Annotated in this window: 25 protein-coding genes; 23 read left to right on the top strand and 2 right to left on the bottom strand. The window is 71.7% G+C overall.

The features are described 5' to 3' along the window. The first annotated feature begins 10 nt into the window (after positions 1-10). The 5 genes from ACT4N7_RS22740 to hisI are packed head-to-tail and all read left to right on the top strand — an operon-like array spanning position 11 to position 3,629. Entirely contained in the window at positions 11-1,036 is a 1,026-nt protein-coding gene (locus ACT4N7_RS22740; RefSeq protein ID WP_444830850.1) for an SDR family oxidoreductase, read from the top strand. Between the two features lie 29 nt (positions 1,037-1,065). After that, complete coding sequence (locus ACT4N7_RS22735; protein ID WP_444830849.1) at positions 1,066-2,136, top strand: LLM class flavin-dependent oxidoreductase; 1,071 nt, start codon at positions 1,066-1,068, stop codon at positions 2,134-2,136. A gap of 25 nt (positions 2,137-2,161) precedes the next feature. Then, positions 2,162-2,935, top strand: a complete 774-nt coding sequence (gene hisF / locus ACT4N7_RS22730) for an imidazole glycerol phosphate synthase subunit HisF (protein WP_444830848.1) — start codon at positions 2,162-2,164, stop codon at positions 2,933-2,935. Beyond that, the gene (locus tag ACT4N7_RS22725) at positions 2,932-3,291 is read left to right on the top strand and encodes a hypothetical protein (RefSeq protein WP_444830847.1); all 360 of its coding nucleotides are present in this window, start codon (positions 2,932-2,934) and stop codon (positions 3,289-3,291) included. The genes hisF and ACT4N7_RS22725 overlap by 4 nt, the downstream gene beginning before the upstream one ends. Beyond that, positions 3,288-3,629, top strand: coding sequence for a phosphoribosyl-AMP cyclohydrolase (gene hisI, locus ACT4N7_RS22720; RefSeq protein WP_444830846.1), 342 nt, complete (start codon positions 3,288-3,290; stop codon positions 3,627-3,629). Before ACT4N7_RS22725 ends, hisI begins: the two co-directional genes overlap by 4 nt. A gap of 18 nt (positions 3,630-3,647) precedes the next feature. On the opposite strand, the gene ACT4N7_RS22715 is transcribed toward hisI, so the two are convergent. Beyond that, positions 3,648-4,265 carry a TetR/AcrR family transcriptional regulator gene (locus ACT4N7_RS22715; RefSeq protein ID WP_444830845.1) on the bottom strand — a complete coding sequence of 206 codons (618 nt, stop codon included), beginning with the start codon at positions 4,263-4,265 and terminating at the stop codon, positions 3,648-3,650. A gap of 92 nt (positions 4,266-4,357) precedes the next feature. On the opposite strand from ACT4N7_RS22715, the gene ACT4N7_RS22710 reads away from it, so the two are divergent. From ACT4N7_RS22710 to tesB, 14 genes are all read left to right on the top strand, one after another. Continuing rightward, positions 4,358-5,905 (top strand): anthranilate synthase component I, encoded by a 1,548-nt coding sequence (locus ACT4N7_RS22710; protein WP_444830844.1) that lies wholly within the window; start codon positions 4,358-4,360, stop codon positions 5,903-5,905. Positions 5,906-5,922: 17 nt separating this feature from the next. Next, positions 5,923-6,390, top strand: a complete 468-nt coding sequence (locus ACT4N7_RS22705) for a Trp biosynthesis-associated membrane protein (RefSeq protein ID WP_444830843.1) — start codon at positions 5,923-5,925, stop codon at positions 6,388-6,390. A 112-nt stretch (positions 6,391-6,502) separates the two neighbouring features. Continuing rightward, positions 6,503-7,312, top strand: coding sequence for an indole-3-glycerol phosphate synthase TrpC (trpC, locus tag ACT4N7_RS22700; RefSeq protein WP_444830842.1), 810 nt, complete (start codon positions 6,503-6,505; stop codon positions 7,310-7,312). Then, entirely contained in the window at positions 7,291-8,544 is a 1,254-nt protein-coding gene (gene trpB / locus ACT4N7_RS22695) for a tryptophan synthase subunit beta (protein WP_444830890.1), read from the top strand. Before trpC ends, trpB begins: the two co-directional genes overlap by 22 nt. A 1-nt stretch (position 8,545) precedes the next feature. After that, positions 8,546-9,340 (top strand): tryptophan synthase subunit alpha, encoded by a 795-nt coding sequence (trpA, locus tag ACT4N7_RS22690; RefSeq protein WP_444830841.1) that lies wholly within the window; start codon positions 8,546-8,548, stop codon positions 9,338-9,340. Positions 9,341-9,477: 137 nt separating this feature from the next. Then, positions 9,478-10,026, top strand: coding sequence for a Uma2 family endonuclease (locus ACT4N7_RS22685; RefSeq protein WP_444830889.1), 549 nt, complete (start codon positions 9,478-9,480; stop codon positions 10,024-10,026). Between the two features lie 72 nt (positions 10,027-10,098). Further along, positions 10,099-11,178, top strand: coding sequence for a prolipoprotein diacylglyceryl transferase (gene lgt, locus ACT4N7_RS22680; RefSeq protein ID WP_444830888.1), 1,080 nt, complete (start codon positions 10,099-10,101; stop codon positions 11,176-11,178). A gap of 39 nt (positions 11,179-11,217) precedes the next feature. Beyond that, positions 11,218-11,976: an SAM-dependent methyltransferase gene (locus ACT4N7_RS22675; RefSeq protein ID WP_444830840.1), complete on the top strand. Its 759-nt coding sequence runs from the start codon at positions 11,218-11,220 to the stop codon at positions 11,974-11,976. A 215-nt stretch (positions 11,977-12,191) separates the two neighbouring features. Further along, entirely contained in the window at positions 12,192-16,760 is a 4,569-nt protein-coding gene (gene gltB, locus ACT4N7_RS22670) for a glutamate synthase large subunit (protein ID WP_444830839.1), read from the top strand. Then, on the top strand, positions 16,753-18,273 hold the full coding sequence (locus tag ACT4N7_RS22665; protein WP_444830838.1) for a glutamate synthase subunit beta: 1,521 nt from the start codon (positions 16,753-16,755) through the stop codon (positions 18,271-18,273). Before gltB ends, ACT4N7_RS22665 begins: the two co-directional genes overlap by 8 nt. Before the next feature lie 53 nt (positions 18,274-18,326). Continuing rightward, the gene (locus tag ACT4N7_RS22660; protein ID WP_444830837.1) at positions 18,327-19,097 is read left to right on the top strand and encodes an aminotransferase class IV; all 771 of its coding nucleotides are present in this window, start codon (positions 18,327-18,329) and stop codon (positions 19,095-19,097) included. After that, positions 19,094-19,759, top strand: a complete 666-nt coding sequence (locus ACT4N7_RS22655; protein WP_444830836.1) for a DUF2461 domain-containing protein — start codon at positions 19,094-19,096, stop codon at positions 19,757-19,759. Before ACT4N7_RS22660 ends, ACT4N7_RS22655 begins: the two co-directional genes overlap by 4 nt. Positions 19,760-19,856: 97 nt before the next feature. Beyond that, the gene (gene pyk / locus ACT4N7_RS22650; RefSeq protein ID WP_444830835.1) at positions 19,857-21,281 is read left to right on the top strand and encodes a pyruvate kinase; all 1,425 of its coding nucleotides are present in this window, start codon (positions 19,857-19,859) and stop codon (positions 21,279-21,281) included. Positions 21,282-21,303: 22 nt separating this feature from the next. Next, positions 21,304-22,203: an acyl-CoA thioesterase II gene (tesB, locus tag ACT4N7_RS22645; RefSeq protein ID WP_444830834.1), complete on the top strand. Its 900-nt coding sequence runs from the start codon at positions 21,304-21,306 to the stop codon at positions 22,201-22,203. A 142-nt stretch (positions 22,204-22,345) separates the two neighbouring features. Here tesB and ACT4N7_RS22640 read toward each other — a convergent pair whose 3' ends face one another. Next, a complete protein-coding gene (locus ACT4N7_RS22640) occupies positions 22,346-22,651 on the bottom strand; it encodes a hypothetical protein (RefSeq protein WP_444830833.1) in 306 nt (101 codons plus the stop codon). Between the two features lie 300 nt (positions 22,652-22,951). Between ACT4N7_RS22640 and ACT4N7_RS22635 the strand changes: the two genes are divergently transcribed. The 4 genes from ACT4N7_RS22635 to ACT4N7_RS22620 all read left to right on the top strand — a co-directional run. Continuing rightward, on the top strand, positions 22,952-23,842 hold the full coding sequence (locus ACT4N7_RS22635) for a helix-turn-helix domain-containing protein (RefSeq protein ID WP_444830832.1): 891 nt from the start codon (positions 22,952-22,954) through the stop codon (positions 23,840-23,842). Continuing rightward, complete coding sequence (locus ACT4N7_RS22630) at positions 23,829-24,035, top strand: DUF397 domain-containing protein (RefSeq protein WP_444830831.1); 207 nt, start codon at positions 23,829-23,831, stop codon at positions 24,033-24,035. Before ACT4N7_RS22635 ends, ACT4N7_RS22630 begins: the two co-directional genes overlap by 14 nt. A gap of 179 nt (positions 24,036-24,214) precedes the next feature. Then, positions 24,215-24,382 (top strand): hypothetical protein, encoded by a 168-nt coding sequence (locus tag ACT4N7_RS22625; RefSeq protein ID WP_444830830.1) that lies wholly within the window; start codon positions 24,215-24,217, stop codon positions 24,380-24,382. A gap of 11 nt (positions 24,383-24,393) precedes the next feature. Beyond that, positions 24,394-24,632: AAA family ATPase (locus ACT4N7_RS22620; protein ID WP_444830829.1), on the top strand; the 239-nt coding region annotated here is incomplete at its 3' end.

Raw genomic sequence — 24,632 nt, 5'->3', positions numbered from 1 at the left:
AGGAGCAGTCGTGCGGGTTCTGATCACCGGGTCCACCGGGGTTGTGGGGCAGGAGGTGGTGCGGGCGTTCGGCGCGCTGGGCGCGGACGTCGAGCTGACCAGGGTCGCCCGCCGCCCGGTCCACCCGGACGAAGTCGCGTGGACCATGGGCGCCGAGCCGCCGCCGGACGCGCTGCGCGGACCGTGGGACGTCGTGGTGCACTCGGCCGCGTCGACCCGCTGGAGCCTGAGCCGCGAGGACGCCGTCGAGGCGAACATCCGGCCGACGGAGGCGGTGCTCGACCTGGTGGGCGACCACACCCACCTGGTGCACTTGTCCACCGCGTACGCCGACGGCGCCGACCCCGACGAGCACGCGGTGCCCACGTCGTTCGGCCGGTACCGCAACGGATACGAGTGGTCCAAGGCGGAATGCGAGACCCTGGTGCGGGAGCGGGCGCCGGGGCCGCTGACCGTGGTGCGCCCGCCGCTGATCGTGGGCGACCGGGCGAACGGCGCGATCGGCCGCTTCACCGGCCCCTACACGCTGGTCCAGACCCTGGTGTCCGGCCTGGCCGCCGCGGTCGTCGGCGATCCGGGCGGCTACGCGGAACTGGCGCCCGTGGACCAGGTGGCCGAGGTGGTCGTCGCCGCGTCGATGGGTGCGCCACCGTCGTCGCCGCGCACCGAGGTGATCACGGGCGGCACGCAGTGCCTGCGGCTGGGCGAACTGCTCGACGTCGTCTGCGGCACGCTGAACGACTGGCGTGCCGAGCGCGGGATCACGCCCATCGAGCCGCCGCCGTTCATCACCACCCGGCGGTGGCACCGGTTCTTCCTGCCGCTGGCCGAGCAGCACCTGTCCCAGGTGCAGCTCCAGGTGGTGCGGCTCCTCGGCATGTTCGAGAGCTACACCAGCATGGATCGACCGATGGCGCCCACGCGGCAGGTCGAGGATCCGGCCGCGATGCTCGCCAAGTCGGTCCGCTGGTGGGCCGACCGCAAGCCCCGCCTGGCAGCGCGGATTCCCGAACCGTGGAGCATGGTCGCCGGCTGAGGCGATCACCCGGAACCCTGGGGGGACCTATGAAATTCTCGCTGTTCTTCGAGATGCAGATCGCCTCGCCCACCCCGGCGACCGAGCGGAAGCTGTTCCACGACTGCGTCGAGCAGGCTGTGCTCGCCGACCGCCTGGGTTATCACGCGGTGTGGGCGGTGGAACACCACGGCCTGCGCGAGTACGCGCAGAGTTCCGCGCCGGAGGTCTTCCTCGCCTACGTCGCCGCGCGGACGGAGAACGTGCGCATCGGGCACGGGGTCACGCTCACGCCGTACCGCTACAACCATCCCATGCGGATCGCCGAGCGGGTGGCGACGTTGGACATCCTGTCCAACGGCCGGGTCAACTGGGGATCGGGCAAGTCCGGCAGTCGCACCGAGCAGCGCGCGTTCGAGTCCGACATCCCGACGCTGGGCGCGCAATGGCTTGAGGCGCAACGGATGATCCCGCGGATGTGGCAGGACGAGGTGTTCGAATGGGACGGTGAGTTCTTCACCATCCCGCCGACGCAGGTCGTGCCCAAGCCCGTGCAGCAGCCGCACCCGCCGATGTTCGCCGCATGCAGCACCCCGTCCAGCGCGCGCGAGGCGGGCGCGCTCGGCCTCGGCACGCTGAACTTCGCCGCGGGCACACAGAAGAAGCTGACCAAGCGGGTGCAGGAGTACCGCGCGGCCGTGGCGTCGGCCGACCCCGTCGGCGGTGCGGTGACCAACCACTACGCGTGCACGCCGATGAGCATCGTGCTCGACGACGACCGGCGGGCGTGCGAGTACGGATTCCGCGGCGCGCGGTACTTCTGGCAGTCCCAGTTGAAGTACTACGGCAGCGAGAACCGCCCGATCGGGCCGCTGGACGCCGATTCCGGGCCGCTGCCCGAGGACGAACTGCGTACCGCGATGGACGACCGGCTCGCCCCGGACGTCCCGCTGACCGGCGTCATCGGTGATCCGGCGGCGTGCCGGGAGCAGATCGCGCGGTTCGCCGACGCGGGCGTGGACGAGCTGATCCTGGTCATGCAACTCGGCACGGTGCCGCACGAGATCGTGCTGGAGTCCATCCGCACCTTCGGGGAGCGGGTCCTGCCCTACTGCGGCTGATTCCCGGCCCCGTAGGCTCGACGGCATGCCTGTAGCGGTACGCGTGATCCCGTGCCTCGACGTCGACGCGGGGCGGGTCGTCAAGGGAGTCAACTTCACCGACCTGGTCGACGCGGGCGATCCCGTCGCGCTGGCCGCGGCGTACGACGCCGAGGGTGCGGACGAGCTCACCTTCCTCGACGTCACCGCGTCCTCGTCGGACCGGGAGACCACCTTCGACGTGGTGCGCCGCACCGCCGAGCAGGTGTTCATCCCGCTCACCGTGGGCGGCGGCGTGCGCGAGGTGTCCGATGTCGACAAGCTGCTGCGCGCGGGCGCGGACAAGGTGAGCGTCAACACCGCCGCCATCGCCCGCCCGGAGTTCCTGCGCGAGGCGTCGCACCGCTACGGCGCGCAGTGCATCGTGCTGTCGGTCGACGCGCGGCGCGTGCCCGCCGGGTCCGCGCCGACGCCATCGGGCTTCGAGGTGACCACGCACGGCGGCCGCCGCGGCACCGGCATCGACGCCGTCGAGTGGGCCGCGCGCGGGCAGGAGTTGGGCGTGGGCGAGATCCTGCTCAACTCGATGGACGCCGACGGCACCAAGGCGGGCTTCGACCTGGCGCTGATCGAACTGGTCCGGGCCGTGGTCGACGTGCCGCTCATCGCCAGCGGGGGAGCGGGTTCGCTCGACCATTTCGTCCCGGCGGTGGCCAGCGGCGCCGACGCGGTGCTCGCCGCCAGCGTGTTCCACTTCGGACAGTTGCGCATCGGCGAGGTCAAGGACACCTTGCGCGCGGCCGGAATCGTGGTCCGGTGACCCGGCCGCTGGAGGTGCGGCTCGCGGCGGCCATCGTCGGCGGTGCCGCGGTGGTGTTCCTGGCGCTCGGGTTCGTCCGGTTCGCGGCCGACCCGGGGGTGCTGCGGTTCCCGATCGGGGTGGTGCTGGTCGAGTTGGCCGTGGTCGCCGCCCTGGTCGTGCGGCTGCCGTTCGCGCGCGGCGGGGCGATCACGGTGGCGGTGGTGGCCACCCTGGTGCACACGCTGATCGCGCTCGGAGAACTGCCGTGGTGGGCGCGCACGGCCTCGGGCCTGCTCGCCGCCGCGCACGCGTATGTGGTGGTGCTGCTGATGACCCGGCCCGCGCGGGAGTATCTCGGCGGGGTGCACAGGTGAGCGCGCTCGACCCGGCGATCGCGGCGCGGCTCAAGCGCAACGCCGAGGGGTTGGTGTGCGCGGTGGCGCAGCAGCGCGGCACCGGCGAGGTGCTCATGGTCGCGTGGATGGACGACGAGGCGCTGCACCTGACCCTCACCACCCGGCGCGCGACCTACTTCTCCCGCAGCCGCAACAGGTTGTGGGTCAAGGGGGAGACCTCCGGGCACACCCAGGCGGTGCACGACGTGCGCATCGACTGCGACGGCGACACCATCCTGCTCGTTGTCGACCAGGAGGGCGCCGCCTGCCACACGGGCGACCGCACCTGTTTCGACGCGCACTCACTGCTGCGATAGGTCCTTTGTGGACACGGCCTAGTCCAGCCTGCCGGTGAGGTAGCGCTGGATGTTCGGCGCCACCGCGGTGACCACGGTCTCGATGTCGGTGGACGCCACCGGCTCGAACTTGGCCACGTAGCGGACCATCCCGATGCCGATCATCTGCGCCGCCACCAGGTTGGCCCGCAGTTCGCGCCGGTCGTCGGCGACCGTCGGCACGAGCTGGCCGAACACCCCGCGGATGAAGAAGTCGCGCAGCGCGTGGGCGACCTGCTCGTGGCCCGCGACGCTGCGCACCAGGGCGGCGAACACGCCGCCGTCCTGGGCGTCCCACCTGGTCAGGAAGGTGCGCACGATGCGCTCGCCGAGGTCGGCCGGATCGCCGTCCAGCAGCGTGGCGAGCAGTTCCTTCGGGCTGAACGGCAACCGCAGCACGGCTTCGCCGAAGAGCGCGTCCTTGCCGCCGAACCAGTGGTTGACCATCGCCGCGTCCACCCCGGCGCGCCCGGCGATCGCGCGCACCGTGGCGCCGTCGTAGCCCTGTTCGCTGAACACCTCGCGGGCGGCGGCGAGCAGCGCGGCCCGGGTGTCGGTGCCGCCCGGGCGGCGACCGCGCCGCCGGTCCCCGTCGTCCTGCCGCACGCTTGTCGTCACACCCTCATCATGTCCTACGGCCCATCGATTCAACGATAGTTGAATTACCCCGGCCCGGGGTGGCCGCGATCGCGCACGGCAGAATGTCGGCCATGGTCAGTGTGATCGGCATCCCCCCTCGGCCCGCGGCGAACACCGGCATGGGCGAGGTAAGCCCCACCCGCGCGGAGTTCCACGTCCTCGCCGCGGGCCGCCGGGTCATCCCGGTCGTCCGCCGCGTCCTTGCCGACGCCGAGACCCCGGTCGGGGTCTACCGCAAGCTCGCGGCCGACCGCCCGGGCACCTTCCTGTTCGAGTCCGCCGAGAACGGCCGCTCGTGGTCGCGCTGGTCGTTTGTCGGCGTGCGCAGCGCCGCCGCGCTGACCGCGACCGGCGGCGAGGCGCACTGGACCGGCACGCCGCCGGTCGGCCTGCCCGAGGGCGGCGACCCGCTCGACGCGCTCAACGAGACCGTGCGGGCGCTGCACACCGACCCGCTGCCGGGGCTGCCGCCGCTGACCGGCGGCATGGTCGGCTACATCGGCTACGACGCCGTGCGCAGGCTCGAACGGCTCCCCGAGCTGGCCGAGGACGATCTGAAGCTCCCCGAGCTGGTCATGCTGCTGGCCACCGACCTGGCCGCGCTCGACCACCACGAGGGCACCGTCACCCTCATCGCCAACGCCGTGAACTGGGACGACGCCCCGGCCGGGGTCGACGCCGCCTACGACGACGCGGTGGCCCGGCTCGACGCGATGACCGTCGGCCTGCAAACCCCCGCCCCGCCCACGGCCACCGTGTTCGACCGGCCTGCGCCGGACTACCTGCGCAGGCGCGAGCCCGCCGACTACCAGGACGCCGTGCGCACCGCCAAGGAGGCGATCCGCGCGGGCGAGGCGTTCCAGATCGTGGTGTCGCAGCGGTTCGAGATGCGCACCGAGGCCGACCCGCTCGACGTCTACCGCGTGCTGCGCACGTCCAACCCGAGCCCGTACATGTACCTGCTTCGCCTCGACGGGTTCAGCATCGTCGGCTCCAGCCCGGAAGCCCTGGTCACCGTGCGCGACGGCCGGGCCACCACGCACCCGATCGCGGGCACCCGGTGGCGTGGCGTCGACCCAGAAGAGGACGAGATCCTGGAGAAGGATCTGCTGGCCGACGAGAAGGAGCGCGCCGAGCACGTCATGCTGGTCGACCTCGGCCGCAACGACCTCGGCCGGGTCTGCAAGCCGGGCACCGTCAGCGTCGTCGATTTCTTCCGGGTGGAGCGCTACAGCCACGTCATGCACATCGTGTCCACGGTCACCGGCGAGCTGGCCGAGGGCAAGACGGCGTTCGACGCGGTCGCGGCCTGCTTCCCGGCAGGCACGCTGTCCGGCGCGCCCAAGCCGCGCGCGATGGAGCTGATCGAGGAGTTGGAGCCGACCCGGCGCGGCCTCTACGGCGGCGTGGTCGGCTACCTCGACTTCGCGGGCGACTGCGACACCGCGATCGCCATCCGCACCGCGCTCATTCGCGACGGCGTGGCCTACGTGCAGGCGGGCGCGGGCATCGTGGCCGACTCGAACCCGGCAGCCGAGGACACCGAGTGCGTCAACAAGGCGGGCGCCGTGCTCGCCGCGATCGCCACCGCGGAGACCATGCGCCCGGCCGCGCCGTGACCAGACGTCCATTGTGGATGGTCACGCTGGGCTTGTCGTTGGCCGCCTTGGCATTGTGGGTGGCGTCGCGGCTCGCGTGGGGCACCGAGGTGCGGGCGCGGCCGGGCACCGACGCGACCACCGCCGTCGCCGTGCCGGGCGCCGAGGTCGCGCCCGCGCTGGTGCCGCTGGCGGTGCTGGCCCTCGCCGCGATCGCGGGCGTGGTGGCGCTGGGCGGACTCGCGCGGCGGGCACTGGGGCTGGTGGTGGCGCTCGCGGGCGTCGTCCCGCTGTACCAGGCCATCGGCCCCGGCACCTGGGGACGGGCCCTGGCGGTGACCGGCGGCGCGCTGCTGGTGGCCGTCGGACTCCTGTTGCTGTCGCGCGGCCACCGGATGGCGCGGCTGGGCGCGCGGTACCGGACTCCGGGCGCCGCCAAGGAGTCCGAGCCCGACCTGTGGCGCGCGCTTTCCGACGGCGAGGATCCCACCGCCCGGGAACCGTGAAGCGTGGACCCGGTGCCCTACCGCCTGACGGGCCGGAGCTAGCATCAATTCGGCGGGAAGGGGCAGTGCTTGTGAGGGACTACACGAGCGGGACATCGATAGAGGGTGGCTTGTGAGCATCCTGGACTCGATCGTCGAGGGCGTCCGGGAGGACCTCGCCGTTCGCGAGGCGGCCGTTTCCTTCGACACCATCAAGGAGTTGGCCGCGAAGGCCGCGCCGCCGCGGGACGCGATGTCCGCGCTGCGCGGGTCGGACGTCGGCGTCATCGCCGAGGTCAAGCGGCGCAGCCCGTCCAGGGGCGACCTGGCCGTCATCGCCGACCCGGCCGCGCTGGCCAAGGACTACGCCGACGCGGGCGCCCGGGTCATCAGCGTCCTCACCGAACAGCGCCGTTTCGGCGGCTCGCTCGCCGACCTCGACGCCGTCCGCGCGGTCGTGGACATTCCCTTGCTGCGCAAGGACTTCATCGTCAGCCCGTACCAGGTGCACGAGGCCCGCGCGCACGGCGCCGACCTGGTGCTGCTGATCGTCGCCGCGCTGGAGCAGAACGCGCTGGCCTCGCTGCTCGACCGGGTCGAGTCGCTCGGCATGACCGCGCTGGTCGAGGTGCACACCGCCGAGGAGGCCGATCGCGCGCTGGAGGCGGGCGCCCGGGTCATCGGCGTCAACGCGCGCGACCTGCACACCCTGGAGGTCGACCGGGACGTCTTCGGCAGGCTCGCGCCCGGCCTGCCCTCGGGCGTCGTCAAGATCGCCGAGTCCGGCGTGCGCGGCCCGAGCGACCTGATGACCTACGCGGGCGCGGGCGCCGACGCGGTGCTGGTCGGCGAGGGTCTGGTGGCCAGCGACGACCCGAAGGCCGCCGTGGTCCAGCTCGTCACCGCCGGGTCGCACCCGGCCTGCCCGAGGCCGAGCCGATGACCGAGCGGGACGAGCCCGACCCGCACGCGCGCAGCCCGCACGACCCCGACGAGGGCGGCCACTTCGGCCCGTACGGCGGCCGGTTCATGCCGGAGGCGCTGATCGGGGCGCTCGACGAGCTGTCGGCCGAGTACGACAAGGCCCGGCTCGACCCGGAGTTCACCGCCGAGTTCACCCGACTGCTGCGCGACTACGCGGGCAGGCCGTCGCTGCTCACCGAGGCGCCGCGGTTCGCCGAGCACGCGGGCGGCGCGCGGGTGTTCCTCAAGCGCGAGGATCTCAACCACACCGGCTCACACAAGATCAATAACGTGCTGGGCCAGGCGCTGCTCACCAAGCGGATGGGCAAGCCGCGGGTCATCGCCGAGACCGGCGCCGGCCAGCACGGCGTGGCCACCGCCACCGCGTGCGCGCTCATGGGCCTGGACTGCGTGGTCTACATGGGCGAGGTCGACATCCAGCGCCAGGCGCTCAACGTCGCGCGGATGAAGCTGCTCGGCGCCGAGGTCATCCCGGTGAAGGCAGGCTCGCGCACCCTCAAGGACGCCATCAACGAGGCCCTGCGCGACTGGGTGACCAATGTGGACAACACGCACTACCTGCTCGGCACCGCCGCAGGCGGGCACCCGTTCCCGGTCATGGTGCGCAACTTCCACCGCGTCATCGGCGACGAGGCGCGGGCGCAGATCCTGGACCTGGCCGGTCGGCTGCCCGACGTGGTCACCGCGTGCGTCGGCGGCGGGTCCAACGCGATCGGCATCTTCCACGGCTTCATCGACGACCCCGGTGTGCGGCTGGTCGGCATCGAGCCCGGCGGCAAGGGCATCGAGTCCGGCGAACACGGCGCGACGCTGACCGAGGGCACCCCCGGCATGCTGCACGGCGCCCGGTCCTACCTGCTGCAGGACGAGGACGGCCAGATCGTCGAGGCGTACTCGATCTCGGCGGGCCTGGACTACCCGGGCGTCGGCCCGGAACACGCCTGGCTCAAGGACACCGCGCGCGCCGAGTACCGCTCGGCCACCGACGACGAGGCGATGGCGGCGTTCCAGCTCCTCTCGCGCACCGAGGGCATCATCCCGGCGATCGAGTCCGCGCACGCGCTGGCCGGTGCGCTCGTGCTCGGCCGGGAACTCGGGCCCGAGGGGCTCATCCTGGTCAACCTGTCCGGCCGGGGCGACAAGGACATGGACACCGCGGCGAAGTATTTCGGTTTCTACGAAGGGTCCTGACATGGGCAGGCTCGACCCGGTGTTCGCGCGGACCAGGGCGCAGGGGCGCGGCGCGCTCGTCGGCTACCTGCCCGCGGGCTACCCGACCGTCGACGGCTCCATCGACCTGCTGACCGCCATGGTCGACTCCGGCTGCGACCTGGTCGAGGTCGGTGTGCCGTTCTCCGACCCGGTCATCGACGGCCCGGTCATCCAGGCCGCCGCCGAGACCGCCCTGCGCGGGGGCTTCCGGCTGCGCGACCTGTTCCGCGTAGTCGAGGCCGTGTCGGCGGCGGGCGGGCAGGCGGTCGTGATGACGTACTGGAACCCGGTGCACCGCTACGGCGTCGACGCGTTCGCCCGCGACCTCGCCGCCGCGGGCGGCCTGGGCATGATCACCCCCGACCTCATCCCCGACGAGGCCCAGGACTGGCTGGCCGCCTCGGCGGCGCACGACCTGGACCGGATCTTCCTGGTCGCCCCGTCGTCCTCGGAGCAGCGCATCGCCTCGACGGCGGCCGCGTCCTCCGGGTTCCTCTACGCCACTGCCGTCATGGGCGTCACCGGCGCCCGTGACGCGGTGGGCGGCGCGGCGCCCGGGCTGGTCGAGCGCGCCCGCGCCCACACGTCGCTGCCGATCGGGGTCGGGCTGGGCGTGCGGTCGGGGGCGCAGGCCGCGGAGGTGGCGGGCTTCGCGGACGCCGTCATCGTCGGCTCGGCCTTCGTCACCCGCGCGGAGGTCGGCGTCGACTCGGTGCGCGAGTTGGCGGTCGAACTGGCGGCCGGGGTACGCAAGGCCCCGACCACGATCGGGTGATCTTGGGTCCGGGCCTCGCTGAGCAGCGGTTTCTGTCGGTGTCGCCGATCAGGGTTGCGGCATGTGCGCAACGACTTCATCGTCGGCATGTCACACTGGTGACAACCGGCGATCCTCGGAGGTGACCCGAAGTGGCCATGCCAGTCGAAAACTACGAGTTCCCTCGACACCCGCAGAGTTGGACACTCCAGGAAATCCTCGCCATGCCTGAGGACCAGGGCCAGCGGGTGGAGCTCATCGATGGTGCGGTCGTCTTGAGCCCCGCACCCGGTGCGCCCCACCAGCGGGTGTTGCAGCGTCTCCAGGTGGGTCTTCCGGCCGCGCTTCCGCCCCACCTGGAGTTGTTGCCGGGCGTGAACGTGGTTCTCAACTCCCAGCGACTGCTGATTCCTGATCTGGTCGTCGTCACCGTCCCCGACGCTGACAGGCTCTACTTCCACGCGGCGGACGTCCTCCTGGCGGCGGAGGTCATCTCGCCGTCGTCGCGGTCGTATGACAAGGCGCAGAAGCGGGCCCTCTACGCGGAGGCGCGAATCCCGTTCTACCTGCTGGTCGATCCCGTCCCCCGGCCCGCATCGGCGGTCCTGTTCGCCCTTGACGGCGAGGAGTACACCAAGGTCGCGGCGAGTGTGCAGGGGCGGCTCAGGTTCGCCGAGCCGTTCCCCGCCGACCTCGACCTCGCCTGAGGGCACCTCTTCACGGCGACGACACCGGCCACCGATACCGTGGGCGCCGTGACGAACGCCTCCACGCTGTTAATGGCGAGCATCCCCAGTCCCGACCGCGGTGTCTGGCAGTTGGACCTCGGATTCATCACGCTCCCGCTGCGCGCGTACGCGCTGTGCATCATCGCCGGGATCGTGGTGGCCATCTGGTGGGGTGAGCGGCGGCTCATCGCGCGCGGTGGCGCCGCGGGCACGGTCATCGACGTCGCGGTGTGGGCGGTGCCGTTCGGGCTGGTCGGCGGGCGCCTCTACCACGTGGCCACCGACTACTACCGGTACTTCGGCGAGGGCAAGAACCCGCTCGACGCGCTGCGCATCTGGGACGGCGGGCTCGGCATCTGGGGCGCCATCGCCCTCGGCGCGGTCGGCGCGTGGATCGGGTGCAGGCGCAGGGGGGTGCCGCTGCCGGTGTTCGCCGACGCCGTCGCGCCCGGGATCGTGGTCGCGCAGGCCATCGGCCGCCTCGGCAACTACTTCAACCAGGAACTCTACGGCGGCCCGACCGACCTGCCGTGGGGCCTGGAGATCTACCGCCGGGTCAACGAGTTCGGCGTCGAGGACCCGCTCAACGGCGTCGCGATCGATCACACGCTGATCGAGAACAGCCCCGTGCACCCGACGTTCCTCTACGAGCTGATCTGGAACCTCGTGGTCGCCGCGATCGTGGTGTGGGCCGACCGCCGGTTCCGCCTCGGCCACGGCCGCGCGTTCGCGATCTACGTCGCGGGCTACACGGTGGGCCGCGGCGTGATCGAGATGATGCGCACCGACCCGGCGACGCAGGTGCTCGGCCTGCGGATCAACGTCTGGACCTCGATCGTGCTGTTCGCGGGCGCGGTGGCCTACTTCGTCCTGGCGCGCAGCCGCGGCGAGCGCGAGATTCTGTCCACTGTGGATGAACCGACCGCAGACGAGGACAGCGCAGACGAGGACAGCGCAGGCAAGGACAGCGCAGGCAAGGACAGCACAGACGAGGCAAGCGCCGACAAAGACAGCCTCGACAAGAACAGCGCCGACAAAGACAGCGCCGACAACGACGAGGCCGAGGTAGCCAAGGCAGCCGACCTCGCGGACGCCGAGCCCGCGGGCGGCGCGCGCAAGGACGCCGAATAACGGGATGCGCGCGGGCACCGGCCACGGCAGGCTGCCGTGGTGACCGACCTGAGTGCCCTCGCGCGCCCCGAGTTCCCCCGCTCCACCGGCTACGACCCCGCCTGGCTCATCGCCAACTGCATGGGGCCGCACCCGCTGTGGCTGCTCGAAGACCTGGCCGCCGACCTCGGCCTCGAACCCGGCATGCGCGTGCTCGACCTGGGCTGCGGACGCGGCCTCACCTCCGTGTTCCTGGCGCGGGAGTTCGGCGTGCAGGTGTGGGCGGCCGACCTGTGGATCGAGCCGGGTGACAACTTCGCCCGGTTCACCGCGGCAGGCGTCGCCGACCGGGTGTTCCCGCTGCACGCCGAGGCACACGACCTCAAGTTCGCCGAGGGCTACTTCGACGCCGTGGTCAGTGTCGACGCCTACCAGTACTTCGGCACCGCCGACCTCTACATCGGCTACCTGGCGAAGTTCGTCCGCCCGGGCGGCCGGATCGGCATCGCGGTTCCCGGCGTGCGCGCGGAGTTCACCGAGCCACCCGCGTGGCTGCGGACGTACTGGGAGTGGGACTTCGCGGCGTTCCACACCGCCGACTGGTGGCGGAACCTGTGGGCCCGCACCGGAAAAGTGGATATCCGGTCGGTCAGGGAGCACGCGGACGGGCCCGCGCTGTGGCGGCTGTGGTCGCAGGTCACCGCCGAACACGGCGAGAGCGAGTTCATCCGCGAGATGTCCGCCAACGCGGTGGCGATGCTCGACGCCGACGCGGGCCGGACGTTCGCCTTTCCGCTGCTGGTGGCGGAAGTCCGCTGACCGGGCGCGGGCGTCAGCACCCTCGGCTACCCTTGCCCTGGGTGACCGGCGTGCCCGCGCAGCGGTGCGCCCGAGCGTCGCCTGAAACGGTGTCCTGCTCGTTTCCAGACTGTTAAGCTCATGTCAACGCGGGCCGCTGTCGTCCCGTGCCCAGCAGTGGCCTGGCCACCCGGCGAGGCCGAACTGAGCGCGAGACCGCAGACAGGAGGCCGTAGGTGATCTTCTCCGCGCTGCCGCGACCCCAAGGGCTCTACGACCCGACCACCGAACGCGACGCCTGCGGTGTGGCCATGGTCGCCGACATCCGGGGCAGGCGCTCCCACGGCATCGTCTCCGACGCGCTCACCGCGCTGGCGAACCTGGAACACCGCGGCGCCGCGGGCGCCGAGCCGACCAGCGGCGACGGCGCGGGCATCCTCGTGCAGCTCCCGGACGACCTGCTGCGCGCGGAGGTCGGGTTCGCGCTGCCCGAGCCGGATGACCAGGGCGCGCACGGCTACGCCACCGGCCTGGCGTTCCTCCCCACCGATCCCGACCCGCGCGCGAAGGCCGTCGCGCTGATCGAGCGGATCGCGGGCGAGGAGGGCCTGCGGGTCGCGGGCTGGCGCGACGTGCCGGTCGCCCCGGCGGCCGCGGACATCGGGCCGACCGCGCTGTCGGTCATGCCGCATTTCGCGATGCCGTTCATCACCGGGGAGCCCGACGCCGACGGTCGCGCTCCCCGCGGGATCGAGTTGGACCGGCTGGTGTTCTGCCTGCGCAAGCGGGTCGAGCGGGACAGTGCGATGATCGGCTGCGGCACCTACTTCCCTTCGCTGTCAACGCGTACGATGGTCTACAAAGGAATGCTGACCACTGCGCAGCTTCCCGCGTTCTTCCCCGACCTGTCCGACGAGCGGCTGCGCAGCGCGATCGCGCTGGTGCACAGCCGGTTCTCCACCAACACCTTCCCGTCCTGGCCGCTGGCCCACCCGTTCCGCTACGTCGCGCACAACGGCGAGATCAACACCGTGCGCGGCAACCGGAACCGGATGCGCGCCCGCGAGGCGCTGCTGGAGTCCGACCTGCTGCCCGGCGACCTCACCCGGCTCTACCCGATCGTCGACCCGGACGGCTCGGACTCCGCCTCCTTCGACGAGGTGCTGGAGTTGCTGCACCTTGGCGGGCGGTCGCTGCCGCACGCGGTGCTGATGATGATCCCGGAGGCGTGGGAGAACCACACCGGGATGGACCAGCGGCGCCGCGCGTTCTACCAGTTCCACGCCAGCATGATGGAACCGTGGGACGGCCCGGCGTGTGTCACGTTCACCGACGGCACGGTCGTCGGCGCGGTGCTCGATCGCAACGGCCTGCGCCCCGCGCGCTGGTGGCAGACCGCGGACGGGCGGATCGTGCTGGCCAGCGAGACCGGCGTGCTCGACGTGCCGCCGAGTGAAGTCGTGGCCAAGGGCCGGTTGCAGCCCGGCCGGATGTTCCTTGTGGACACTGCCGCGGGCGTGATCGTGGACGACGACGAGGTCAAGGCCGGGCTGGCCGACGACCTGCCGTACGCGGAGTGGCTGCACGCGGGCCTGCTGGAGATCGCCGACCTCCCCGACCGCGAACACGTGGTGCAGACGCACGAGTCGGTGCTGCGCCGCCAGCTCACCTTCGGCTACACCGAGGAGGAGCTCAAGATCCTGCTCACCCCGATGGCGGTCACCGGGGCCGAGCCGATCGGGTCGATGGGCACCGACACCCCGCCCGCCGCGCTCTCGCAGCGGCCGCGGCTGCTGTACGACTACTTCAAGCAGAACTTCGCCCAGGTGACCAATCCGCCGCTGGACGCGATCCGCGAGGAGATCGTCACCTCGGTGCAGCGCATCATGGGCCCGGAGCAGAACCTGCTGGAGCCCGGACCGGCGTCCTGCCGGCACATCCAGCTCCCGTACCCGGTCATCGACAACGACGAGCTGGCCAAGCTCATCCACGTCAACGACGACGGCGACCTGCCCGGCTACGCCTGCACTGTCCTCTCTGGACTGTACGAAGTGGATGGTGGGGCGGACGCGCTGGCGGCGGCGGTGGCCCAGGTGCGCCGCGAGGCGTCCGAGGCCATCGCGGCGGGCGCGGGCATTCTGGTGCTGTCCGACCGCGACTCCGACCACCGGATGGCGCCGATCCCGTCGCTGCTGCTGGTCTCCGCCGTGCACCACCACCTGGTGCGCACCAAGGAGCGGCTGCGCGTCGCGCTGGTGGTGGAGAGCGGCGACGCCCGCGAGGTGCACCACATCGCGCTGCTGCTCGGTTACGGCGCCGCCGCGGTCAACCCGTACCTGGCCTTCGAGACCATCGAGGACCTGATCGGCCAGGGCGCCATCACCGGCATGGAGCCGCGCACGGCGATCCGGCAGTACGTGCGGGCGCTGGTCAAGGGCGTCCTCAAGATCATGTCCAAGATGGGCATCTCCACCGTGGGCGCCTACACCGCAGCGCAGGTCTTCGAGTCCTTCGGGCTGGCCGTAGACCTGCTCGACGAGTACTTCACCGGCACCAGGTCGAAACTCGGCGGCGTCGGCTTCGAGGTGCTTGCCCGCGAGGCGGCCGCGCGCCACCGCCGCGCGCACCCGGAGAACCCGACCGACCGGGTGCACCGACGCCTCGACGTGGGCGGTGAGTACGCCTACCGGCGCGAGGGCGAACTGCACCTGTTCACCCCGGAGACGGTGTTCCTGCTCCAGCACGCCACCCGCACCGGCCGCGAGGAGGTCTACCGCGAATACACCGCGGAGGTCGAGCGGCTCAACCGCGAGGGCGGCGCGCTGCGCGGCATGTTCGCCCTGCGCACCGGAGACCGCGCGCCCGTGCCGATCGAGGAGGTCGAGCCGGTCGAGGAGATCCTGAAGCGGTTCAACACCGGCGCGATGTCCTACGGCTCGATCTCGGCCGAGGCGCACGAGACGCTGGCGATCGCGATGAACCGTATCGGCGGCCGGTCCAACACCGGCGAGGGCGGCGAAGACCCGGCGCGGCTCTACGACCCGCAACGCCGGTCGGCCATCAAGCAGGTCGCGAGTGGACGGTTCGGTGTCACCAGCGAGTACCTGGTGAACGCCACCGACATCCAGATCAAGATGGCGCAGGGCGCCAAACCCGGTGAGGGCGGCCAACTCCCGCCGAACAAGGTCTACCCGTGGATCGCCCGCACCCGGCATTCCACCGCGGGCGTCGGGCTGATCTCCCCGCCGCCGCACCACGACATCTACTCGATCGAGGATCTCACGCAGCTCATCCACGACCTCAAGAACGCCAACGAGCACGCCCGCGTCCATGTCAAGCTGGTCAGCGAACTGGGCGTGGGCACGGTCGCGGCCGGGGTGTCCAAGGCGCACGCCGACGTGGTGCTGATCTCCGGCCACGACGGCGGCACCGGGGCCTCGCCGCTGAACTCGCTCAAGCACGCGGGCACGCCGTGGGAGATCGGCCTGGCCGAGACCCAGCAGACGTTGCTGCTCAACGGTTTGCGCGACCGGATCACCGTCCAGGTCGACGGCGCGCTCAAGACCGGCCGCGACGTGGTGGTGGCCGCGCTGCTCGGCGCCGAGGAGTACGGCTTCGCCACCGCGCCGCTGATCGTCGCGGGCTGCGTGATGATGCGGGTGTGCCACCTCGACACCTGCCCGGTGGGCGTGGCCACGCAGAACCCGGTGCTGCGCAAGCGCTACACCGGCCAGGCCGACCACATCGTCAACTACTTCCGGTTCGTGGCACAGGAAGTGCGCGAACACCTGGCAGCGCTGGGTTTCCGCACGCTCGACGACGTGATCGGGCACGCCGACCTGCTCGACGTGGACGACGCCGTGACGCACTGGAAGGCCCAGGGACTCGACCTGTCCCCGGTGTTCGCGGTGCCCGAGACCCGCTACGGCACGGCGCGCAGGCGGGTGCGCGCGCAGGACCACGGCCTGGCGCACGCGCTCGACCGCACCCTGGTGCAGCTCGCCGAGGCGGCGCTGGAGGACGCGCACCCGGTGCGGCTGGACCTGCCGGTGCGCAACGTGAACCGCACGGTCGGCACCCTGCTCGGCGCCGAGGTCACCCGCCGCTACGGCGGCGACGGCCTGCCCGCCGACACCGTCCACGTGCGACTGACCGGGTCGGCGGGCCAGTCGCTCGGCGCGTTCCTGCCCGCGGGCATCACCCTCGACCTCATCGGCGACGCCAACGACTATGTCGGCAAAGGCTTGTCCGGCGGGCGGATCATCGTGCGGCCGCACCCGGACGCGCCGTTCGCCGCCGAGCGGCAGGTGATCGCGGGCAACGTCATCGGCTACGGCGCCACGGGCGGCGAGGTGTTCCTGCGCGGCCGGGTCGGCGAACGGTTCGGCGTGCGCAACTCCGGCGCGGTGATCGTCGCCGAGGGGGTGGGCGACCACGCCTTCGAGTACATGACCGGCGGCCGCGCGGTCGTGCTCGGCGCGACGGGCCGCAACCTGGCGGCGGGCATGTCCGGCGGCATCGCCTACGTGCTCGACCTCGATCCGCGGTTGGTCAACCCCGCCATGGTCGACCTGCAGCGCCCCGGCCAGGACGATCTGCGCTGGCTGCGCGAAACCGTTGCCCGCCACCATGAACTGACCGGGTCGGCGGTCGCGGCCTCGCTGCTGGGCGACTGGACGCGGCGCGGCGCGACGTTCACCAAGGTCATGCCGCGCGACTACCAGCGGGTGCTGGAGGCGATGCGGATCGCGCGGGCCGAGGGCCGCGACGTCGACGAGGCGATCATGGCGGCCTCCCGTGGCTGACCCGAACGGATTCCTCGCCCACCTGCGCAAGGACGCGCCGAAACGGCCGGTCGCCGACCGGCTGGCCGACTGGCGCGAGGTGTACCGCGACCAGATTCCCGCCGAGCGGGAGCGGCAGGTGCGCAGGCAGGCCACCCGCTGCATGGACTGCGGCGTCCCGTTCTGCCACTCCGGCAGCGCGGGCTGTCCGCTGGGCAACCTCATTCCCGAGTGGAACGACCTGGTGCGCCGGGGCGACTGGGCGTTGGCGAGCGATCGGTTGCACGCCACCAACAACTTCCCCGAGTTCACCGGACGGCTGTGCCCGGCGCCGTGCGAGGCGGCGTGCGTGCTGGCCATCACGCCCGAGTCCGGCGGCGCGGTCACCATCAAGCGGGTGGAGAACGCGATCGCGGAGGTGTCGTGGGAGCGCGACTACGTCACCGCGCAAGTGTCCACTGTGTCCTCCGGGCGCAAGGTCGCGATCGTCGGGTCGGGCCCGGCGGGGCTCGCCGCCGCCCAGCAGCTCACCCGCGCGGGCCACGAGGTCACCGTCTACGAGCGCGACGACCGGCTCGGCGGCCTGCTGCGCTACGGCATCCCCGAGTTCAAGATGGAGAAGCGCGTCCTGGACCGCAGGCTTGCCCAGCTCCGGGCCGAGGGCACCCGGTTCGTCACCGGCCGCGAGGTCGGCGGGTCCGGGCCGGGCGCGCTGTCGGTCGAGGAGTTGCGCGCGGGGCACGACGCCGTGGTGCTGGCCGTTGGCGCGTTACAGGGGCGCGACGCGCCGGACGTGCCCGGCCGCGAGCTGCGCGGCGTGCACCTGGCCATGGACCACCTGGTGCCCGCCAACAAGCAGTGCGAGGGCGATGGCCCCACCCCGCTCGACGCCCGCGGCAAGCACGTGGTGATCATCGGCGGCGGTGACACCGGCGCCGACTGCTACGGCACCGCCACCCGCCAGGGCGCCGCGAGCGTCACCCAGCTCGACCAGTACCCGCGCCCCCCCGACGACCGCGACGACGAGCGGTCGCCGTGGCCGGTGTGGCCGTGGATCCTGCGCACCTACCCGGCCCACGAGGAGAGCGGCGAGCGCCGGTTCGCCGTCGCCGTGGAGAAGTTCGTGGGCGACGACGAGGGAAACCTGACGTCGGTGCAGCTTCGCGAGGTCAAGGTCCGCAGGGACCCGGACACCGGCACCCGCGAGGTCGTCCCCGTCGGCGACGAGGTGCACGTGCTGCCCGCCGACCTGGTGCTGCTGGCCATCGGCTTCGATGGCGTGCAGCCGCTGCCCTTGCTCGACCACCTCGGCCTGACCCGAACCCCGCGCGGCACCCTGTCCTGCGGCCCGGACTGGCAGACCACCACCCCCGGCGTCTTCGTCTGCGGCGACGCCCATCGCGGCGCCTCGCTGGTGGTGTGGGCGATCGCCGAGGGCCGCTCGGTCGCGCACGCGGTCGACGCCCACCTCACCGGCGCCTCCGACCTGCCCGCCCCCGTGCACCCGACCGCGCTACCGCTGACCGTGCGCTGAGACAGCGGGCGTGCCTTCGGTTGGTGTCGGTGGGACATGCGAGACTGCCGCGGATGAGCGTGCACGACGATCTGAGATCCATGGCCCTGGTGAACTACGGCCATTTCACCTCCATGCGGGTCGACCAGGGGCGGGTGCGCGGGCTGGCCCGCCACCTCGAACGGCTCGACCGGGACGCCCGGGTCGTGTTCGGCCAAGGGATGTCCGAGGACCGGGTGCGCGCGGCTGTCCGGGCCGCGATCGCCGGGCGGACGACGCCGGTCTACGCGCGCGCCAATGTCTTCGCCGCCGCGTTCGACCCGCGCAGCCCGGAGTCCGATGTGCGGCCCGACCTGTTGATCTCGGTCGGCGCCCTGCCCGCGGCGGACCCGGCGCCGCTGCGGGTGCGCACCGCGGGCTACCAGCGCGATCTGCCGCAGGTGAAGCACGCGGGCACGTTCGGCCTGTTCTACCAGCGCCGGATCGCGCGCAAGGCGGGCTACGACGACGTGCTGTTCGTCAACCCGGACGGCATGGTGTGCGAGGGCTCCACCTGGAACGTCTGCTTCCTCGACGGCGACACGGTCGTCTGGCCCAGCGCGCCCGTGTTGCCCGGCATCGCGATGGGCCTGATCCAGAGCGGCCTGACCCGCGCGGGCCTGGACTACGCGGTACGGCCGGTGTCGGTCGCGGAGTTGGCGGGCTTCCGGGCCGCGTTCGCCACCAACGCGCTCAGCCCGGTCCGGCCGATCGCCGCGATCGACGAGATCGACTACAAGCCCGACGCCGAGGCGGTGGCGCTGCTGCTGCGCTGCCACGACCGCACCCCCGAGGAGCGGGTGTGACCGCGTTCGGCGGCTTCGGCGAGTACGCCGTCGACTTCTACGACGGCCTGCTCGTGGACAACTCCAAGACCTATTGGGACACCAACAAGGCCACCTACCAGTCCGATGTGCACGCGCCGATGCAGGCGCTGCTGACCGAGCTGGAGAAGGAGTTCGGCGGCGAATTCGGCTCGGCCAAAGTGTTCCGGCCCTACCGGGACGTGCGGTTCGCCAAGGACAAGACGCCGTACAAGACGCACTGTGGCGGGGTGATCGAGCGGGGCCGCGGCGGCGGCGCGTACTACGTCGAGGTCGGGCCGGAGGGCTTGCGCGCGGGCGGCGGGTGCTTCCACCTGGAGTCCGACCAGCTCGCCCGGTTTCGCGCCGCGGTCGCCGAGGAGATCCACGGCGCGGCGCTGCGCGGCGTCCTCACGACCCTGGAGCGCGCGGGCTGGGAGATCCGCGGCGACCGGCTGCGCACCACCCCGCGCGGCTACGCCAAGGACCACCCGCGCCTCGACCTGCTGCAATACCGCTCGGTCTACGCCGTGCGGGTCTGGGAACCCGACGACGTGCTGCACGAGCGGGAGTGCTTCAGCCGGGTGCGCACGGCCTGGCGGCAACTCCGCGCGTTCAACGACTGGGCGCGCGACCACGTGGGCCCCAGCGAGCGCGCCCGGTGACGGCCAGGCCGACGCCGGACGAACTTCTGAATCGAAACGCCCGCTACTCGCGGGTACATCGTGATCGGTACAGCAATCGGGTCTACGCTGCTCAAGCGTGAGCCGACGCGCGAAGATCGTTTGTACGATGGGTCCCGCCACCGCCACGCCGGAACGGGTGGCCGAGCTGGTGGCGGTGGGCATGGACGTGGCCCGGCTGAACTTCAGCCACGGCAGCCACGGCGACCACAAGCAGGTCTACGACGTCGTGCGGGCCGCGAGCGACGCGGCGGGCCGCGCCGTCGGCATCCTCGCCGACCTGCAGGGTCCCAAGATCCGGCTCGGCACGTTCGCGGGCGGACCGGTCGAGTGGCGCACCGGCGACGTCGTGCGGATCACCGTCGAGGACGTCGCGGGCACCCACGACCGGGTGTCCACCACCTACAAGGGCCTCGCCGACGACGCGAGGGCGGGCGACCGGCTGTTGGTGGACGACGGCAAGGTCGGCCTCGTGGTCACCGCCGTCGAGGGCCAGGACGTGGTCTGCGAGGTCACCGAGGGCGGCCCGGTCAGCAACAACAAGGGCCTGTCGCTGCCCGGCATGGACGTGTCCGTGCCCGCGCTGTCCGAGAAGGACATCGACGACCTGGAGTTCGCCCTGCACCTGGGCGTCGACTTCGTCGCGCTGTCGTTCGTCCGCTCGCCCGCCGACATCGACCTGGTGCACCAGGTGATGGACCGGGTCGGCAAGGGGCGGCTGCCGGTCATCGCCAAGCTGGAGAAGCCCGAGGCGGTCGACAACCTGGAGGCGATCGTGCTCGCCTTCGACGGCGTCATGGTGGCCCGCGGCGACCTGGGGGTGGAGCTGCCGCTGGAGCAGGTGCCGCTGGTGCAGAAGCGCGCCATCCAGATCGCCCGCGAGAACGCCAAGCCGGTCATCGTGGCCACCCAGATGCTCGACTCGATGATCAACAACTCTCGGCCGACCCGGGCCGAGGCGTCCGACGTGGCCAACGCGGTGCTCGACGGCGCCGACGCGCTCATGCTGTCCGGCGAGACCAGCGTGGGCCGCTACCCGATCGAGACGGTCCAGACGATGAGCCGGATCATCGAGGCGGTCGAACTCGACATGCCCATCGTGCCGCCGCTGACCCACGTGCCCCGCACCAAGCGCGGCGTGATCTCCTACGCCGCCCGCGACATCGGCGAGCGGCTCAACGCCAAGGCGCTGGTCGCGTTCACCCAGTCCGGCGACACGGTCAAGCGCCTCGCCCGGCTGCACACCCGGCTGCCGCTGCTCGCGTTCACCCCGGAGCCGAGCGTGCGCAGCCAGCTCGCGCTGACCTGGGGTACCGAGACGTTCCTGGTGCCGAAGGTGGACTCGACCGACCAGATGGTCCGCCAGGTCGACATCTCGATGCTCTCGATCGGGCGATACCAGCCGGGCGACCTGGTGGTGATCGTCGCCGGGTCCCCGCCAGGGACGGTCGGCTCGACTAACCTCATCCGGGTGCACCGGTTGGGCGAGGAGGACCACGCCTGAGCCGCTCGAAAGGACCGGGTAGATGACCGAAGCCGCCGCGCCGCCGCCTGACGACGACTCGGTCAGCGGGCAGGCCGTGCTCGACCGCCTGGTCGCGCTGCTCGACCTGGAGCGGATCGAGGAGAACATCTTCCGCGGGGTGAGCCCGAGCCACTCACCGCTGCGCGTGTTCGGCGGCCAGGTCGCGGGTCAGGCGCTGGTCGCCGCGGGCCGCACGGTGCCGCCGGAGCGCGGGGTGCACTCGCTGCACGCGTACTTCATCCGCGGCGGCGACCCCAGCGTCCCCATCGTCTACGAGGTGGACCGCATCCGCGACGGCCGATCGTTCACCACCCGCCGCGTGGTCGCAATCCAGCACGGCAAGGCGATCTTCGCGCTGTCGGCGTCGTTCCAGCTTGTCGAGTCCGGCGTCGAGCACGCCGAGCCGATGCCCGCGGTGCCGCCGCCGGACGCGCTGCCCAAGCGCCACGAGCTGATGACGCCCGAGATCACCGCCAAGCTCGGCCGCCACGGCACCCGCCCGCGTCCCATCGACATCCGCTACGTGTCGCAGCCGCCGTGGCTCACCCGGGAGACCGGCCCGAGCGCCGCCCGCAGCCAGGTCTGGATGCGCGCCGACGGCACCCTGCCCGACGACCCGCTGCTGCACGTCTGCGTGCTGGCCTACGCCTCCGACATGACCCTGCTCGACGCCGTCCTCGCCAGGCACGGGGTGTACTGGGGCACGGACAACGTCCTGGGTGCGAGCCTCGATCACGCGATGTGGTTCCACCGCCCCTTCCGGGCCGACGAGTGGGTGCTCTACGACTGCGCGTCACCCAGCGCGTCGAACAGCCGCGGGCTGGCCACCGGGCGCTTCTTCGCCCAGGACGGCGCGTTGATCGCCACGGTCGTCCAAGAAGGACTGCTGCGGATCTCCTGACCCCGGACATGGCGGCAGGACCGGAACCGTCGGGGGGTTGGTTCCGGTCCTGCCGTGATGTCGGGCGACACACGTGGGCGGGGGAGCCCGGTCGCCCGACGCGGGCCGCGGGGGAGGGGGAGCCCGCGACCCGAGTCTCTTCTCAGCGGGCCAGGTGCTCGCGGTCGTCGGTGTCCTCGGTGACGAGCAGACACAGGTGCGCGGTCAGGTAGGCCCGGCACGGCGCGGGTGCCCGGGTGAACAGCCGGGTCCGACAGGTCGGGCACCGGCCGCGGTCGTCGGGCGTGTGCTCGTCCAGGAGTGCCTGCAGCGCCGCGACCACCCGGGGCAGTTCGGCCCTGGCGAGCGCCGCCGCGATGTGGTCGCCGCCGTGTTCGGCGCGGTCGCGGACGTCCGCGAGGTACCCGTGCAGCGAGGCTTCCATGTGTCCGAAGATCGACTTGCGCACGGTTTGCCCTCCAGTTCCAGCGAGGGCTCAAGTGGACGGTCGCGCGCGCCGAAGACAAGAATGCGGCGACCGTTCCCTGTGGAGCCCGTCGGTATAGAAGCAGAGTGCGGCCTGCGGGCGGCGTTCTGCAAGTTGCAGTACACGATCGGGTGACAGCGGCGGGTCGTACGGGGAGCGGCTCGCAGACTGGGCGGGAAACTTGGGGCGTGGTCTTGTGCCAAACAAGATCACCATTGACACTTGCCGGGCGCAACCATCCGCCCTACTTCGCTAGGGCGGGCAGGAACGAGGTGAAACCACGTGGCGCGAGGTCACAGCCCGACGGTCCGCCGTCGCAGGCTCGCCAGCGAACTTCGCCGATTCCGTGAATCGGCCAATCTCACGATCGACGAGGTCGGCGAGAAACTCGAATGCTCGGCCTCGAAGATCAGTCGAATCGAGACCGGACACGTCGGTGTCACCCCCCGCGACGTGCGGGACATGCTGGAGCTGTACGGAATCGACGAGGACCGGCGCGACGCGCTCGTCCAACTCGCCAGGGAGGCACGGCAGAAGGGTTGGTGGCACGCCTACAACGAGGTCTTCACCGGGTCGTTCGTCGGCCTGGAGGCCGACGCGTCCTCTTTGCACACACACCAGGCGCTGCTGGTCCCCGGCCTGCTGCAGACCGAGGAGTACATGCGGGCGGTCATCCGGGCCATCCGACCGGACATGGACGACGCGCGGATCGACAAGATGGTCAAGGGGCGGCTGGTCCGCCAGCGGCTGCTCACCGACCCGCGACCGCCGGAGTACTGGGCGGTGATCGACGAGGCCGTCCTGCATCGGGCGACCGGCGGCGCCGAGGTCATGCACGCGCAATTGACCCGACTCGCCGAGGCCGCCGCGCTGCCGCATGTGACGCTCCAGGTGGTGCCGTTCACCGCGGGGGCGCACGCGGGAATGGAAACACCGTTCCTCATCCTGGGTTTCCCCGAACAGGCGGACCCCGACGTGGTCTATGTCGAGAACACGACTTCTGGGGTGTATCTCGAACAGGAGTCCGATGTCCGGCGCTACACGATGATCTTTGATCATTTGCGGGCGGCGGCGCTGAAACCGGACGACACCCTCGATCTGATCCAGCGGGCAGCCGACCGGCTGGCCACCGTTTCGCACAGTACGAAAGGAGCGGGGCGTGACCGTTTCTGACCTGGCACGTGCCGAATGGCGCAAGAGCAGCCGCAGTGGTGCGGGCAACGACTGCGTGGAACTCGTCATCGGCCGGAGCGGCGCAGCGGTGCGTGACTCCAAGAACGTGAGACAAGGTCACCTGGCGTTCGCCGACCTCGAATGGCACGTCTTCGTCGGCGCGGTGAAAGACGACAGCCTGGACGCCGGTTGAGGCGTCCGCCGCGAATCGGTCCCCCACACCCCTTACCCCGCCCACCGGACACCACTCAGCCCACCGAGTAAGGGTTCCGCGGCCCAGGACTGCGTGATCGTCCGATGCCCGGCCCCCGACCTCAGCACCAGTCTCGTCATCACCAGGGAAGTCCAGGTGAACGACGAGGAGTGAGCATGATGGAGTGGACCACAGAGGCGATCCGGGCCGAGGTCAACTACCGCCGACACGGCACCCGCGACCGCACGGCACGGCTGCACCTGCACGAGGTGCGGCGGACGCCGTGGTGGCAGCGGGTGGTGCGGCACCGTCCTGATCCGCGGCAAGGTGACCGCCACGCCGCCTGAGGTGTGCGAGCATGCCAACCATGCCGCGTCTGGGTTCCGGGATTCCGGTGGTGGCGCGCAGCCGTGAACTGCGCAGACTGCGTGCCGCCTTCGATGCCGCCGCGGCGGGTCGGGCCGCGGCGGTGCTGCTCGCCGGGGACGCCGGGATCGGCAAGACCCGGATGACCGAGGAGGTCGGGGCGTGGGCCCCCGCCCAGCGCGGCGGGGGACGCACCCCCCCCGGCCCGGGCGCGGGGGCGCCCCGGGTGGC

It is taken from the genome of Actinokineospora sp., from assembly GCF_052390155.1.
Taxonomy (GTDB): domain Bacteria; phylum Actinomycetota; class Actinomycetes; order Mycobacteriales; family Pseudonocardiaceae; genus Actinokineospora.
This window is presented reverse-complemented; position numbering and strand designations above follow the sequence as displayed.